11 protein-coding genes are annotated in these 14664 nt (G+C 55.3%); 5 read left to right on the top strand and 6 right to left on the bottom strand.

All coding sequences use genetic code 11. The annotated features are described in order from the left end of the window. Positions 1-54: 54 nt before the first annotated feature. Positions 55-1428, bottom strand: coding sequence for a sulfatase family protein (locus tag SH287x_RS17575; RefSeq protein ID WP_479515687.1), 1374 nt, complete (start codon positions 1426-1428; stop codon positions 55-57). Between the two features lie 281 nt (positions 1429-1709). Beyond that, entirely contained in the window at positions 1710-3662 is a 1953-nt protein-coding gene (locus tag SH287x_RS17570) for a sulfatase family protein (RefSeq protein ID WP_479515686.1), read from the bottom strand. Positions 3663-4060: 398 nt separating this feature from the next. On the opposite strand from SH287x_RS17570, the gene gluQRS reads away from it, so the two are divergent. From gluQRS to SH287x_RS17550, 4 genes are all read left to right on the top strand, one after another. After that, positions 4061-5089, top strand: coding sequence for a tRNA glutamyl-Q(34) synthetase GluQRS (gene gluQRS / locus SH287x_RS17565; protein ID WP_479515685.1), 1029 nt, complete (start codon positions 4061-4063; stop codon positions 5087-5089). Between the two features lie 264 nt (positions 5090-5353). Further along, positions 5354-6553 carry a tRNA 2-thiouridine(34) synthase MnmA gene (mnmA, locus tag SH287x_RS17560; RefSeq protein ID WP_479515684.1) on the top strand — a complete coding sequence of 400 codons (1200 nt, stop codon included), beginning with the start codon at positions 5354-5356 and terminating at the stop codon, positions 6551-6553. Then, positions 6550-6768 carry a Trm112 family protein gene (locus SH287x_RS17555; protein ID WP_479515683.1) on the top strand — a complete coding sequence of 73 codons (219 nt, stop codon included), beginning with the start codon at positions 6550-6552 and terminating at the stop codon, positions 6766-6768. The genes mnmA and SH287x_RS17555 overlap by 4 nt, the downstream gene beginning before the upstream one ends. Positions 6769-6934: 166 nt before the next feature. Continuing rightward, positions 6935-8530, top strand: coding sequence for a class I SAM-dependent rRNA methyltransferase (locus SH287x_RS17550; protein ID WP_479515682.1), 1596 nt, complete (start codon positions 6935-6937; stop codon positions 8528-8530). A gap of 7 nt (positions 8531-8537) precedes the next feature. Here the strand turns inward: SH287x_RS17550 and SH287x_RS17545 are convergent, their stop codons facing one another. From SH287x_RS17545 to SH287x_RS17530, 4 genes are all read right to left on the bottom strand, one after another. Further along, positions 8538-8762 (bottom strand): DUF167 domain-containing protein, encoded by a 225-nt coding sequence (locus SH287x_RS17545; RefSeq protein WP_479515681.1) that lies wholly within the window; start codon positions 8760-8762, stop codon positions 8538-8540. A 126-nt stretch (positions 8763-8888) separates the two neighbouring features. Further along, on the bottom strand, positions 8889-10550 hold the full coding sequence (locus SH287x_RS17540) for a sensor histidine kinase (RefSeq protein ID WP_479515680.1): 1662 nt from the start codon (positions 10548-10550) through the stop codon (positions 8889-8891). A gap of 201 nt (positions 10551-10751) precedes the next feature. Beyond that, entirely contained in the window at positions 10752-11501 is a 750-nt protein-coding gene (locus SH287x_RS17535) for a response regulator transcription factor (RefSeq protein ID WP_479515679.1), read from the bottom strand. Positions 11502-11690: 189 nt separating this feature from the next. Continuing rightward, positions 11691-12683: a hypothetical protein gene (locus tag SH287x_RS17530; protein ID WP_479515678.1), complete on the bottom strand. Its 993-nt coding sequence runs from the start codon at positions 12681-12683 to the stop codon at positions 11691-11693. Positions 12684-12832: 149 nt separating this feature from the next. Here SH287x_RS17530 and SH287x_RS17525 point away from each other — a divergent pair, with 149 nt between their 5' ends. Continuing rightward, positions 12833-14332 carry a Gfo/Idh/MocA family protein gene (locus SH287x_RS17525; RefSeq protein ID WP_479515677.1) on the top strand — a complete coding sequence of 500 codons (1500 nt, stop codon included), beginning with the start codon at positions 12833-12835 and terminating at the stop codon, positions 14330-14332. The last annotated feature ends 332 nt before the right edge of the window (positions 14333-14664 follow it).

The following is a 14664-nucleotide window of genomic DNA, read 5'->3' as shown; positions in this document are numbered from 1 at the left end:
CGTGTTCCGAAAAAGTGTGTCCCGAAAAAAGTTCTGGCTGGCACAATTTGAGAGCTATCTGGCATCGTTTCGCAGTCGGGTGAATCGCTGGCGAAGATCCTGCAAGGTCTTGCGGGATGTTTCATCACTCATGAGATCGTGCTCTTCTTGCGGGTCACTTTTGAGATGGAAAAGCTCTTCCCGCTGATAGTCAGGCCAGAGGATGTATTTCCATTCGGGCGTGACCAATGCCTGCGAAGACGGGATAAATGAGACATCCCGAATGGTGGAATGCTCATAGAAGAAATCGGTACGCCAATCATGAAATGCCGTTTGACGGGACTGAGTCGACCCAAGGTACAAAGGTGAAACGTCACTCCCTTGCATGGTCGCGGGAACTTTTACGCCCGCAGCTTTGAGAATGGTTGGTGCCAGGTCAACATTCAACGTCTGGGCATGGTTCGTTGTTCCTGAGAGTGAACTGTCCATACGGGGGTCAACGACAATGAGCGGCACACGAATGCTCTCCTCGTAAGGATACCACTTGTCGGCCAGCCCTTTTTCACCATGAAAATAGCCGTTGTCGGTCGTGAAGATGATGAGCGTTGACTGATCGAGACCTTCGGCTTTTAACTGCTCCACAACGTTCCCGCAGACAGCATCGACTTCTGTGATCAGTCGGAAATAATTCTTCATGGTGGTTTGATAAGCGTCAGGGGTCGCAAATCGCAATGACCAGCGACGGCGGCCTTCCTGCTGATCGTTCGCCAGAAACGCCGGCAGTTTCCGATAAGACGCGTCATTGGCCGTGCCCGGCACTGGAATCGTGTCATTGAGATAGAGCGACTGGCTGGCTTGTTGCGGCAGGTATTGCTGAGGCGACGGGTCATCCGCGTGAGGGGCAAAGAACGACAAAGTCAGGCAGAAGGGTTGGTCTTTCGGGCGTTGTTTGAAGAAGTCGAGAGCGTCCTGTTCCTGTTGGGCCGTGACATGGATCTTCTCGCCCTGCTTGCCCGATTCGCCACGACGGGGAAGCCAATGGCGAGTGCCCGTGAGACGGCTGAAGTCATAGTTTGCCGCCGGAAATTTGCCGTTATGCCATTTTCCCACATGGGCCACGTAATAGCCTTGCTGACGCAGTAAAGCGGGATATGTCTCTGCCCAGGGCGTTTTGAACATCTCGAAGGCGGGGTTACCGTGCCGAGACATCCATTGTCCGGTCAGCAGCGTCGCGCGGGACACACCACAGATCGAGGTGGTAACGGCATTGCGAGGAAAACGAACACCCCGCCTGGCAAGCGAATCAATATGGGGCGTCTTAACAACCGGATACCCCGCGCATCCCAACGTCTCTGCCCGCCAGTCATCGGCATAAAGCAGCACGATATTCAGAGGCTTCACGGGATCGTCGTCGGCACAGGAAGAATCGCTGAGCCAGACGTTTGTCATGGCGATCACCAGTATGAAACATGGGTTGATCGCCCGAAGACCAGCAAACACAAACGCCTGGGATTTCATCAGCGAGACTCTTTAATAGATCAAATATTATGTAGGGTGCATGAAGCGACAGCGTAATGCACCACAACAAGCGAACCCACAATAAAAAATCGTCATGATACGCAAGAATTAATAAGCACCCAAACCCATTGCTTAATAGAAAACGCTCATCGAAAATCTCTCACAAGTCCGAAGAAAAATAGATGTGTATGATACTTATGAAATAGCCGAGCTTATTTCTTGTCTCTTTGGCTATTGAGATTCTTCAGGTTGAGGAGTAGCCGGGGGATATAGGGGTTGAAGCGGGCGTGGGGTGGTTTGGTTTGTTGTGGGTCAATCTTGAGGAGGGCTTCCCAAAGACTTTCCCCTTCCTGGCCGAGAGATTCCACCGCCGTCAGGGCACTGATCGACGTCAAAACGCCGGCATTTTCCGGTTGAGACAGTTCCAATAATCGCGCGAGTCCCGCCTGTTGATCTTTCGGGTCACCTGTCAGAACCATGGCTTGAGAAGCCACAATCTGCACCGCAGGAGACGGGCTTTGAATCAGTGACTCGAAATCGATCTTCTCAATCCGTTCACCGCGCTGATGCCGCATTAACAGACCCATTAGACCCCAGTAATTGACGCCAGGTTCGGGATCTTTCAATAAGGCGAGAAACTGATCATCCCATGGTGAAATGCTGGCGGCAAGGTTGGCCGCATCGATGACCCGATCAAGGGGAAGCCGGGAGTCGTCGTGGCCCAACTCATAAGGTGTTGAGTCAACGGATCGGCGATGAAACTCTTCTTCGGGAAGATAGCAAACATCACGGACGGCTTTCGCATGAGTGATCTGGACTTGGCGAAGACGTTCAAGGATCTCCCGGTGTCTGGTAGAAGTGGCCAGGTTCACAACTTCATCAGGATCATGTTTCAGATCGTAAAGTTCTTCGGGAGGACGAGGGATCGCCCACATGGCCGATTGGCTGGCATTAAGCTTTCCCGCGTCGAACAGATCTTTCCAGACACGCGTGGTGGGGGTTTGAAACTGGTATTCCAGATACTGCCCATGCGGCAGGTGCAGCAGATAATTTCGCACATAAACGTACCGTCCGTCCGTCACGCTGCGAACATGATCGGGCCGTTCGTCCATGCGTCCGCGGTCACCAAAGAGATACTGAGGAGCCTGACCAACGAACTGTCCGGCAAACGCCTGCCCCTGCATCCATTCCGGCTTGGGCAACCCCACAAGACTGAGCATCGTGGGAGCCAGATCGATGAAACTGATCAGCCGATCGGAAGTTCCTCCCGTTTGATACTCCGGTGGTGCCAGATGGAGATACCTGGGCGGGAAATAAACAACGAAGGGGACTTGCTCACCTGAATTGCCGACCCATCGCTTATTTCGCGGCATCCCGCTGCCATGGTCGGCATAGTAAAAGACAATGGTGTCGTCGTTTAAGCCGGCAGCTTCCAGTTCCGCCAGATGACGCCCCGCGTCAGCATCAGCTTCACTCACCTGATCATAGTATTGCGCCCAGTCCTGTCGCACTTCGGGAGTGTCCGGGTGGTAGGCGGGAATGCGGACTTTGGCGGGATCAGTGACTGCCACATGCGGGCGCGTCCGGATCTGGCTTTCATGACTTTTGACAGAGTTGAAAACAGCAAAGAAGGGTTGACCTGGTTTGCGATTCTTCCAATGAGCTTTGCCGTTGGATTGGTTCCAGGGGTCACCATTTCGTGGAACGTTGTAGTCCTCTTTAGAATTGTTGGTGGTGTAGTATCCCAGGTCGCGTAGGTAGGCGGGGAACAGGCGAAACTCTTTCGGCCAGTTGACCATCGATCGCATCTGTAGCGCACCGCTGGAAGACGGATAGACGCCTGTAATGATTGTGGTACGGGCCGGAGCACAGACCGGAACGACCGACCAGGCCATCCGGTATTTCATCCCTTTCGCAGCCAGTGCATCGACATGAGGCGTGCGGGCCAGAGCATCGCCATAGCAGCCCATGTGCGGCCCATGGTCTTCACTGGTCAGCCAGAGAATATTCGGGCGGGAAGACCTGGCTGTGGAGTGATCAACCGCTTGATCGGCTGCCGATACGCTGGGGAAACTCAACAGTTGGAGACTCGCCAGCAGAATTGCAGCCACAATTCGCAGCGAAGATGACCAGGGCAGCGTGCCGGATGATGAAATTCTCTGCATGATGGTGATCTTCGTTGAAGTGGTTACGCTGAAGTGAGTGCATCGGATGATCTTCAACCTATCGTGCCAGCACGTTGAGGTGATGTTCAAGCGAAATTCAGGCCAGCAAGACTGAGAGTCTGTCCGGAAGCTTTCAAATCCTTCTCCCTGAGGGAGAAGGTGGCCGAAGGCCGGATGAGGGGGGATTGGTATTAGCTTTGGAAACACGGCTGGTTCATCAGCCCTCACCCCGGCTCTTTCCCGCTGGCGAAAGAGGGAGAATTCTCCGACAGGCTCTCATGTGGCTCGTCAAACTTAAAAATCAGAGTTAAACCAGTTATTAAGTCCGAAAGCGGTGGACGTTACCACACATGAAAAATCCCCATATTAAGCCGTGACACGGCAACAGTGTATAAGTGATGCCTAAAGGCCGATTAGCCCCTTCACCCACGGGGGCACAGCATCCCGGAAATGCGCGAACGTTCCTTGTGGCCTGGCTGGCGGCCAGATCTCAGGGGTCACCGCTGGTCTGCCGCATCGAAGACATTGATTCGCCACGGGTAAAGCCCTGGGCACTCTCACAGGCTCTGGTCGATTTGCAATGGCTGGGACTCGATTGGGACGAGGGGCCGCCTTGTTTGAATGTACAAGTTTTGAATGTGCAACAAACGACCTCGCACCATCTCTCACGACCGGCGATCCCTTATATTCAGTCGCAGCGACGTGAACGCTACCAGCAAGTGTTGAGCGAACTTCAGTCGCGGGAACTGGTCTATCCCTGTACGTGCAGTCGATCAGAAGCTCAACAGGCCGCCAGTGCGCCGCATCTGGACAATGAGCCGGCTGTTTATCCGCGCACCTGTGCCCACCGACTGGCAAGTGACGCAAGCCGCCTGAGCGAAGGATCCTATAGTTGGCGATTCCGCACAGAAAGTTTTCACGCAGCTCTTTCGTGGAACGATGCCATCAAAGGAACGCAGACGGGCCATTTACCAGAACTGCTGGGAGATTTTGTCATTGCCAAAGGAGATGGGACGCCGTCCTATCAACTGGCTGTCGTGGTGGATGATCATGACATGGCCATTGAGCAGGTTGTTCGCGGGGACGACCTGATTCCCAGCACTTATCGGCAGTTAGCGATTTACCAGGTGCAGGGATGGGAGCCGCCGGCTTTTGCTCACGTTCCTTTGGTGAAAGGGCCGGATGGGTTGCGACTGGCCAAGCGGCATGGAGATTCCCGCTTGTCGATTCTCAGAGAAGCCGGCGTGGATTCTCGCCGGGTGATGGGGTGGCTCGCGCACTCGTTGGGATTTACCGAAAGCGAAGCTCCTGTAACACCTGCGGAACTGGTGGGGTTATTCGACTGGAATCGGATTCCCCAGCAGCCAGTCATTTTTCCTCGAGAGGTCTGGGATTCCTGGCTTCAGGTGACTCGTAAAGGGAAATAGCGTGCTTTCATGGCATCTGCCTCCCGGTTCTGGTCACATGGCTTCTCTCTTTTCCACTGAGCCAGATTCAGTGAGAGAAAAGTTTTCGCAGAGAACTTTCAATGGGAAATGCCGGGAAGAGAGTCAAAGGGTCGGGAAAAAGTCCCTACCCAACGGATTCTGGGGAGTTAAAATCAAACGGTATCTCGTGAATCGCGGGATTTAGTGGTGCCTGGGTGACACAATATCGATTCCCCCAGAGGGAATCTCAGTCTGGCGAATGGCATGTCAAAAGAGCGGGTCGTGCTGGCGATGAGTGGGGGAGTGGATAGCTCCGTCGCCGCCGTTTTGCTCCAGGAACAGGGATATGAGGTCATTGGCCTCTTTATGCGTTCTGGTGAACAGGCCGAGTCGGCTTGCTCGCTCCCCGCGGGAGGATTGCTGCCCATTGTCGAACGGAAGGCCCATAAGCAGGGATGTTGCAGTTCTGCCGATGCCGCCGATGCGCAGCGTGTGGCCGACATGCTGGATATCCCGTTTCATGCGTTGAACTTTCGCGACTCCTTCGATCAGATCAAGTCTTATTTTGCTGATGAGTATTTGAAAGGGCGGACTCCTAACCCTTGCGTGATGTGCAACGTCTGGTTGAAGTTTGGCCGACTCTGGGAGTTCGCACAACAGGTCGGCGCGACACGAATTGCCACCGGGCATTATGCCCAAGTCATTCCTGATGACACCGGACGGCCACGATTAACGCGGGGCGTAGATCGCGGCAAGGACCAGACTTATGTCCTGTTTGGGATCCGGGAAGAGATTCTCGCCCGAATCTTGTTCCCCGTCGGTGGGAAGTCCAAACCCGAAATTCGCGAGATTGCCCATCAAGCCAACTTGCGCGTCGCAGGCAAGCCGGACAGTCAGGAAATCTGCTTTATCCCCGATAACGATTACCGCGGCTTTCTCAAGCGGTATCGCGATGTCGGCGACACCTCGGGACGTTTCATTGATTCACAGGGGAACGTTCTTGGCCAGCATGGTGGCTATGAACAGTTCACCATTGGCCAAAGGCGAGGATTGGGAATCGCGCTGGGTGACCCGCGCTTCGTCATCAGGATCGATGCCGAAACCCATGATGTCACCTTGGGAACCGCGGCCGAACTGGGAGCGATTTCATTAATCGCCCGGGGCACCAACTGGCTTTCCTTACCACTGGCTGAGCCTTTTTCGTGTACAGCCCAGATTCGCTCCATGCACAAACCGGCTCCCGCAGTGGCGTTGGTCGATGATGCGGGAACGTTGCATGTCCGCTTTCACAAACCACAGCCCGGGGTTGCGCCAGGACAGGGGGTGGTTCTTTACGATGCCGGGGAGCGTGTGATCTGCGGCAGCTGGATTGAAGCTCCCGAATCCCCACTGGCTGATTCACTTCTCGCTGAGGCTCTTGTGAGCTTGACGACTGAACAATTGACGCAGGAGAGTCCTTCGTGACGCCCGACTGGCTGGCCGTTCTCCCGCTGCTGAAATGTCCTCGTTGCCGATCTGGTCTGGTGCCGGGAAAAGAGGCCCATAGCGATTCGTCGCTGGTCTGTACCAACGACACTTGCCGCCTGAAATACCCTGTTCGGGATGGCATTCCCGTGATGATTATGGAATTTGCTCAGGAGCTTTCGCAGACGGATTGGGAAGTCGCACAAACGAATTGACCACGCCTGGGCCGCAGTGTTGAGTTGGTTTTTCCATCAAAACAGGTCGTATTTTGAATCGAAGTCGGCGATTTTTCCGTCATGAGGTGTTTTTGCACACCAAACATGGAGACTGACTTTCGTTTCTTGACGGGTGCAATTGGTTCTTCCTGCTATACTTGCCGGAATGGACAATCGCCCCTCCCCCCAATCGTCGCGAAATTTTGACTCAGACCGTCCTGCCGGCTCCGGCCCGCGTGGCTCGCGCCCCTCGGGTGGCCGACCTGCCGGAGGGCGTCCGGGTGGTGCACGTCGGCCATATGGCCCTCCACGTCCGTCGGGCGGCGCAGCTCAAGACGGACGATCGGGCGAAAGGCGACCCGCCGGGCCGCGAACGGGCGATGGCCATCATTCGGAAGGACGCCCTTTGGATCGCGGGCCTTCCGCTGAGCGTCGTCGTGCGCGACTGGCTCCTGCCAACGAAATTCAACGGCAACTCGCGCTCTACTCTCCCGAGATTCTCAGCCCAAGGCCATTAACCGCCGAGAAAATCCCCACGATCATTGCCCGCAGCCCCAGCCGTCACCCTTACTTTTTCCGCAAGATGCTGGCTAGTGGCCTGAAAGCGGCCCAGCCCGGTGATCTGGTCAAAGTGGTTCTTGAAGAGAGCGGGCAGATACTCGGTTATGGCCTTTATAACCCTCGCGCCGAAATGGCCGTCCGGATGCTGACACGCGGTGACGTCGTTCCTGATGAAAACTGGTGGAAGGCTCAACTGGGAGCCGCCGTCCGTTTTAGAAAAGAAACGCTCGGACTGGATCAGCAAGGCGATACTTATCGGTTGATTCACGCCGAAGGGGATGGTTTTCCCGGCTTGATGGTTGACCTCTACGGCGATGTTCTCTCTGTCGAAGCCTTCAGTCTGGGGATGTACCAGCGGGCGGAATCGATTCTGGACATCCTTGTCAATCTGACCGGAGCCAAGCACGGCATCCTGCGTCCCGGCCCCTATGCAGCACTGCTGGAAGGGTTTGATACTGAACCCTTTGGCTCAGAAAACGCCCCGGAAAAAGCCAATGTCATTGAAAATGGCGTGAAGTATGAGGTCATGTTTGAAGAAGGCCATAAGACGGGCTTCTTCTGTGACCAACGGAACAATCGCGCCCGGATTGCCGAAATGGCGGCTGGCCAACGAGTGCTGGATTTGTGCTGCTACACCGGCGGCTTTGCTCTCGCGGCGGCTGTCGCCGGTGCCTCGCAGGTTCAGGGCGTTGACCTCGATGAAGATGCGATTGCCGTCGCTCGTCGCAACAGTAAGCTCAATAACGTCGAGATCCAGTGGGCGCACGCTGATTCTTTTGCCTGGATGCGTGAAGCACAAAAGACGGGCCAGTTGTGGGATCTTGTCATTCTCGATCCGCCCAAGTTTATCCGGACAAGGGAAGACTACGAAGATGGCCGTAAAAAGTATTTCGACTTAAACCGTCTGGCAGCCAGCCTTGTGGCTCCTGGTGGCATGCTGGTGACCTGTAGCTGTTCCGGATTGCTGACTCCCGCCGATTTTACCCGGGTGTCAGGCTATGCCATCGACAACGCGGGTCGATCCGCCCGCTTGTGTGAACAGACCGGTGCGGGGCCGGATCATCCCGTCAATGTCCGCTGCCCTGAGTCATTGTATCTTAAAGTGAACTGGTACTGGTTTGACGAGGCTCCCGCCAAGCCCGCTAAAGACACGGGTGAGGACTATGCCGATGAACTCGCCAACATGGAGAGCGATGAATAATCCCGACTTACGAGTCAGGAATTACTATCAACTTGGTTCTGCCCCGGCTTCCTGTTTTGATGGTGATCGTCGATTTGGCGCAGCCGAATTGCCGGGCGATCAGTTGGATCAGTTCCTGATTTGCCATGCCATCGACAGGTGGTGATTTGAGCCATGCAAGCCAGGTTCCATCAAGGTTTTGCTCCAATACGCTATCGCGGGCATTAGGCTTTACAGTGACTTTCAGAATCATGGAAAACCATCACCGTTAATACTGAGGCCATGCGATACTATGAGGCTGAGCATGACTTTAACGTGCGCATGCCAGAGTTGCTCAGTCAGAACTCGTATCTCTGATTTTCTGAGAAGAAGCGTCTTCTCAATGGGGAGGGTTCAGGCTATCTGCCTCTTGTGAATTACTTGAGGGCAACGTTTCCTGTTGATATCGCGGCAGAATCAAACAGAACGTGCTGCCGCGTCCAAGTTCAGTAGAGACATCAATCCGGCCGTTGTGAAGTTCCATAATTTCGTGACAGATGGCCAGACCTAACCCGTGGCCGGTGGTGCCAGAGGCCGTTCGAGCAGAATCGGCTCGGAAAAATCGCTCAAAGAGATGAGAGCGTTCTTCCGTAGACATGCCACGACCGGTGTCGGCTACAGAAAGACGCGCATGTTCGGCGTCTGCCGCCAGAGTGACAAAAATCATGCCGCCGGGTTGATTATATTCGATCGCATTAACAAGCAGATTGATGATCACCTGACCGAGAAAGACAGCATCTCCCAGGATCAACACGGAACTCAATTGCGTCGCGATATTGATTTGACCCGCCACCGCACGCGGCATCACAGAAGCAATGGCGTGTTCCACCACAGGAACCAGATCCACAGGCTCGTTGGCCAGTTGCAAGCGTCCTGAATCGGCCCGTGCAAGTGCCAACAGACTTTCTACCAGCGTCCGCATGCGTGATGCCGAACGATGGCAGGCTTCCAGCGCCAGGCGATAATCTTCTGCTGTTCGTTCCCTGGACAGTGCATGTTCCGTCTGGGCCAGAATGACGGCAATTGGTGTTCGCAATTCGTGAGAAGCATCTGAGGTGAACTGCACCTGACGCGCAAAACCCTCTTGCAGGCGATCAAACGTGGCATTCAACTCACGAGCCACCGATTGAAGTTCGGCTTTGAGCGGAGCCACATCGATGCGACGATCCAGCCGACTGGCGGTCAGTGTGGTCACGGTGTTTGAGATTTCTTCGAGTGGCTTCAGAACATGGTGCGCCAGAAGCCAGGTTCCCACAATTCCAATCGCCAGCGAAATGATCGCAATGATGGCTGTCCAGACAAGCAATCGTTGCAGATCGTCCCACTCTCGCTGAATAAAGCGGCCAACAACAACAGATTTTGTCCGACCGGGATCCATCAATTTCATTTCCCGGCGAGCACCAGTCTGACGCACCTGGAACGAATCTCGGGGATGAATTGGCCCTTTGACAACAATCTCAGGGAAAGGTTGAAGGGTCTCTGCTGGCAGATCGAACGATTGGTCAATGACATCCCCGTCCTCTCCCCGACGCAGGATAAAGAACATTCGGTCGGGCGGCCCACGGCGATCATGGAGGCGCCCCCCTGAACCAGGCCCTGGCCCTTGATCACCCGGAATCCGGTGATCGAAATCGCGGCGGTCACGGTTGTTAAAGTCGGGTGGTTCGCGATCAGCAGGCTGCTGGCGATCGCGATGAGGGGGCGGATTCTCACCTGGCGGGACAGGGTGGTCGAGTGGTTCGACTTCAGGTCGACCACGGCCTTCCCTGTCATTGAATGGCGGGCGAAAGGGAAATCGTCCAGCGGCAAGAATCGAAATGCCAAACGAACGCATTTCCGCATCGATCCGTTCGATGGTCAACCGGCGATTCGTTTCATAAAGCAAGCCACCAAAGAACGTCAACACCCCCATCAAGAGGACGGCCACCCACACCACCAACCCGCCTCGAATAGAACGGGAAGCGAATCGGGTTAATTGATGCAGCCAAGTGGGCGTGGCCATGTGCGGTTATCAAAAGTTGAAGTGAAAGAGGTTAAATCAGAGGTTCAAACTAAAAGAGAAAACAGACTCATACAGACAATCACCATACAAAATTCTCCCATCGCATGAATTTGTGATGGAGAGAATCTCCAGATTCCGTGTCGAGTGATTTGAGGGGGTGGAGATCACTGGTTGTGGGAGTGTCTGTGGACTGAGAGCTGATTAACTACCAGTGTCGCTGCTGGCAACGTGCTCCCCCTCATCCGGCCTGCGGCCACCTTCTCCCTCAGGGAGAAGGATTGGAGAGTTCCCGGACAGACTCTGAATGAGATAGCCAAGTCCTCGACGGGTCTCAATGAGATCTCGCCCGACTTTCCTCCTGAGGTTTGAAATGTGCACATCCAGTAAGTTGGAAAGAGACTCGTCGTTCTCGTCAAAAATGTGATCGTAAAGATCCGTGCGGGGAACGACACGACCGCGGTGCAGCGACAGATACTCGAAAATCGAATATTCACGAGCGGTCAGCACGACCTCAACAGCATCGCGATAAACTTTCCGATCAACCAGATTCATGGTGACTCCCTGACCAAGATCGAGAGTGGAAGCCGATTCCCCAGCAGCCCGTCTCACCAGTGCCCGTAGACGAGCCAGGAGTTCTTGACGGTCGAAAGGTTTCACCAGGTAGTCATCGGCTCCGTGATCCAACCCCTTCACGCGATCCTGAATGCCATCCCGGGCCGTGAGCATCAGAACGGGAGTCGATTTCTGTTTCCGCAACTCCTTCAGAACATCAAACCCCGACAGTCTGGGGAGCATCCAGTCAAGGACAATCACGTCATAAGACCAGACAAGAGCGCGATGCAGGCCAGCTTCCCCATCGGCAGCGGTATCGACCGCATAGCCTTCATCTTCCAGCATCCCCCGCAATGCGAACAGCAGGTCGGGCTGGTCTTCAACAATCAATGCACGCATTCGGAATTTAACTCGATTTCGGGGGCCGCAGGAGAACAGCAATTGAGGCCTGCGCTCGATTGCCATCCCCTGCCGGGACATCCCTGAGGAATAATACCGGCCATCAACGAATCACCTGTGTGGGATGCCCGGTCTGTCATGACAGACGGAAGATCCAGGAAAACAGGTGACTCGTTGATGCCATGAAAATTACCGCTTCTTCAGTTCTTCGATTTCTTGCCGCAAGAGTTCGAGCTGCTTCATGATTTCTGCATTGCTGGGGCCTTGAGGCTCATCACGTCGCGGCGGCATGGGACGTCCCTCACGGCGGGCGTCTCCCTCACGAGGGCCTGCATCACGCGGGCCACCTCCACGGGGAGCACCTTCACGAGGCCCCTCTTCACGGTGTCCAACTTCACGGTGCCCACCTTCTCTTGGGCCACCCTCGCGCGGGCCACGAGGGGGACCAAAGTCGAACTCACGAGGCCCCCGTTCAGGGCGTCCCTCTGGCCGTCCTTCCGGGCGGTCTCCTTCAGGCCGTCGTCCCTCGCGGTCACCACCCCAGGGGCCACGTTCTGGCCTGCCTTCTGGCCTGCCCTCTGGCCTGCGATCGTCATCGCCGCGATGCTCTGCATCTCGGCCGCGTTCTCCTGGCCCACGCCCTTCAAAGCGACCTTCTGGAGGAGGGCGATGCCCTTCAGGACGTCCTTCAGGGAATCGCGGCCCGTGTTGTTCACGCTCGCGAAGGTGGGGCGGAACAGGGGGAGTGATTTCAATCGCCTTGCCTTCACCCGCAGAAATGGTTCTCGCCATAACCAGTTCAACTCCCTGAGGAGTCGTGGTTTTGTGGCCATCCACTGAGACCACAGCGCCTGTGGCAATCTGCTCTTTCACCTGGGCTCCCACATGTGGTGGGAAGGCAATCCGTGCGCCATCCACAAGGACGAGGCCGTCGATGTCGCCACGAATATTCTCAGAGAGTCGGGCCACTTCGCCCTTCACGGTGACCGATTCATGACGGGGCGGGTGCGGTGGGCGTTCGCCTCGCGGGCCACGCCGTTCGGGCGGGCCATGTCCCTCTTCAGCCTCTGGGCGTGATTCCCGTGGGCCGCCGGGCTGTGCCCAGACAAACGCCCCGGTCATCGAGGGAATGGCAACGGCCAATCCGGTCAGCAACAACAATGATGCAGCAATTCGTTTCATGGGATGAAGTTCCTTGGTTTTCAGGCTGCCAGTTCCACTCAACACCCTGGTTCAGTAAAAGTGTTGGAGTTTTTTCTCAGTGCCAAAAGGCGGTGAGCGTTAATCTGTTCTCAGAGCCGATGATCAAGCAACCTCAATCATCAGCAGGGATGATAGATGAGCCTCCTGAAGCCAGCGTGAAGCTCTGGGTGCCAAATCTCGGTTTCTCGAAGCACGATGAATTTTTGGTTTTCTCCACGGCTGGCCAATCACGTGTTGACTTCATCCGTGGTGGTCAGCAACATGATTTCTGCTTCAGCCTGCCGCACCTTCCCACCAGCATGCCCTCTGTCTCACAACCGGAGTCGGAAACGATGGCTTCTTTATCTTCCCAACAGTCACGTCGTCAGTTCTTAAAAGTGTCGGCGACATTGGCAGCCGGTTGCTTTGTCAGCGGCCAGCGGGCGAATGCCTTCTCCAGAATGGCTAACGACAAACTCAATATTGCGATCATTGGGCCGGGTGGCCAGGGTCATGCCAACCTGACGGGTGTCTCCAGCGAAAACATCGTCGCGATTGTGGACGCCGATTTTCGACGTGCCGACCGGGCCTTCAAACTCCATCCCCAGGCCACCAAATATTCCGACTTTCGTAAACTCTTCGACAATGCCAAAGACTTCGACGCAGTCGTGATCAGCACGCCCGATCATACGCATGCTGCCCCGACAGCAACGGCCATGAAATTGGGGAAACATGTCTATACAGAAAAGCCGTTAACGCATTCCCTTTTTGAAGCGCGGACGTTACAGGAAATTGCAGCGACGGCAAAAGTCGCCACGCAAATGGGGACGCAAATCCACGCGGGAGAAAACTATCGCAAGGTGGTAGAGATCATCCAGAGTGGAGCCATCGGCCCGGTCAGCGAAGTTCACGTCTGGGTTGGCAAAGGCTGGGGCGGCGGCGACCTCCCCCCTAAACCCCAACCTGTCCCCGAAGGTGTGGCATGGGATACCTGGTTAGGCCCTGCTCCGTTCCGCGAATTCCATTCGACTTATCTGCCCGCAAACTGGCGTCGCTGGTGGGACTTTGGCAACGGCACACTCGGTGACATGGGCTGCCACTATATGGATCTCGCGTTCTGGGCCTTGGGCCTCAAGCATCCCACACGCATTATTGCCAGTGGGCCGCCGTTGAATCTCCAGACAGCACCGTTAGGAATGATCGCGACATATAACTTTCCCGCGACAGACCAACATTCAGCCTGCACGCTCCAGTGGTACGATGGCACGATGACCCCCAAACAGGTGGGCAGGCACCGTGTGGAAGGGTCGGGAGTTTATTTCGTCGGCCGGGATGGCGATCTTTTCGCCGACTACAATGGCTATAAACTTTATCCCGAAGAGAAATATATCGACTTCAAAGCCCCTGAACCCACCATTCCCCGCTCTATCGGACATCATAAGGAATGGATTCAGGCATGTAAGACCGGCAGCCCCACAACTTGCTCGTTCGATTACTCTGGCCCATTAACCGAGACCGTCCTGCTGGGCTGCCTGGCCTATCGCATGCAGACACCAATCGAGTGGGATGCGGTGAACCTCAAATGCCCTGGCCAGCCCGAGGCAGATCTCATCATCAACCGACCATATCGTGAAGGCTGGGCACTCTAAAACCCTACCCCTTGCGGGGTTTGTGGCGGCGTATGAAGGTCAGTTGTTTATTCACAAATGGGTCTTACGCCGCCAGAGGGCACGCAAGCGGGAGAGGGTTGGGGTGAGGGGTATTTCATTGCCCGTGTTTCTGATAGCTATCGACCTGTCTCAGAGAGCTATCGATCAGACTTCGTTGATAGCGATGTGCTCCCTTCCACCGAGAGCCACACGTATTCCCTCTCATCCAGCCTGCGGCCACCTTCTCCCTCAGGGAGAAGGATTGTAACTCCCTCTCCCGCTTGCGGGAGAGGGTTGGGGTGAGGGGTATTTATCTCTCCGTGTTTCAGATA

The sequence above is a fragment of the Planctopirus sp. SH287 genome, assembly GCF_056500625.1.
The sequence above is the reverse complement of the archived record's forward strand: the minus strand, read 5'-3'. Positions and strand labels throughout refer to the sequence as shown.

Coding starts and splice junctions, on each gene's coding strand:
- SH287x_RS17525 (WP_479515677.1), top strand. CDS start 12,833: ATGATAGATGAGCCTCCTGAAGCCAGCGTGAAGCTCTGGGTGCCAAAT.
- gluQRS (WP_479515685.1), top strand. CDS start 4,061: ATGCCTAAAGGCCGATTAGCCCCTTCACCCACGGGGGCACAGCATCCC.
- SH287x_RS17540 (WP_479515680.1), bottom strand. CDS start 10,550: ATGGCCACGCCCACTTGGCTGCATCAATTAACCCGATTCGCTTCCCGT.
- SH287x_RS17550 (WP_479515682.1), top strand. CDS start 6,935: ATGGACAATCGCCCCTCCCCCCAATCGTCGCGAAATTTTGACTCAGAC.
- SH287x_RS17530 (WP_479515678.1), bottom strand. CDS start 12,683: ATGAAACGAATTGCTGCATCATTGTTGTTGCTGACCGGATTGGCCGTT.
- SH287x_RS17535 (WP_479515679.1), bottom strand. CDS start 11,501: ATGCGTGCATTGATTGTTGAAGACCAGCCCGACCTGCTGTTCGCATTG.
- SH287x_RS17570 (WP_479515686.1), bottom strand. CDS start 3,662: ATGCAGAGAATTTCATCATCCGGCACGCTGCCCTGGTCATCTTCGCTG.
- mnmA (WP_479515684.1), top strand. CDS start 5,354: ATGTCAAAAGAGCGGGTCGTGCTGGCGATGAGTGGGGGAGTGGATAGC.
- SH287x_RS17545 (WP_479515681.1), bottom strand. CDS start 8,762: ATGATTCTGAAAGTCACTGTAAAGCCTAATGCCCGCGATAGCGTATTG.
- SH287x_RS17575 (WP_479515687.1), bottom strand. CDS start 1,428: ATGACAAACGTCTGGCTCAGCGATTCTTCCTGTGCCGACGACGATCCC.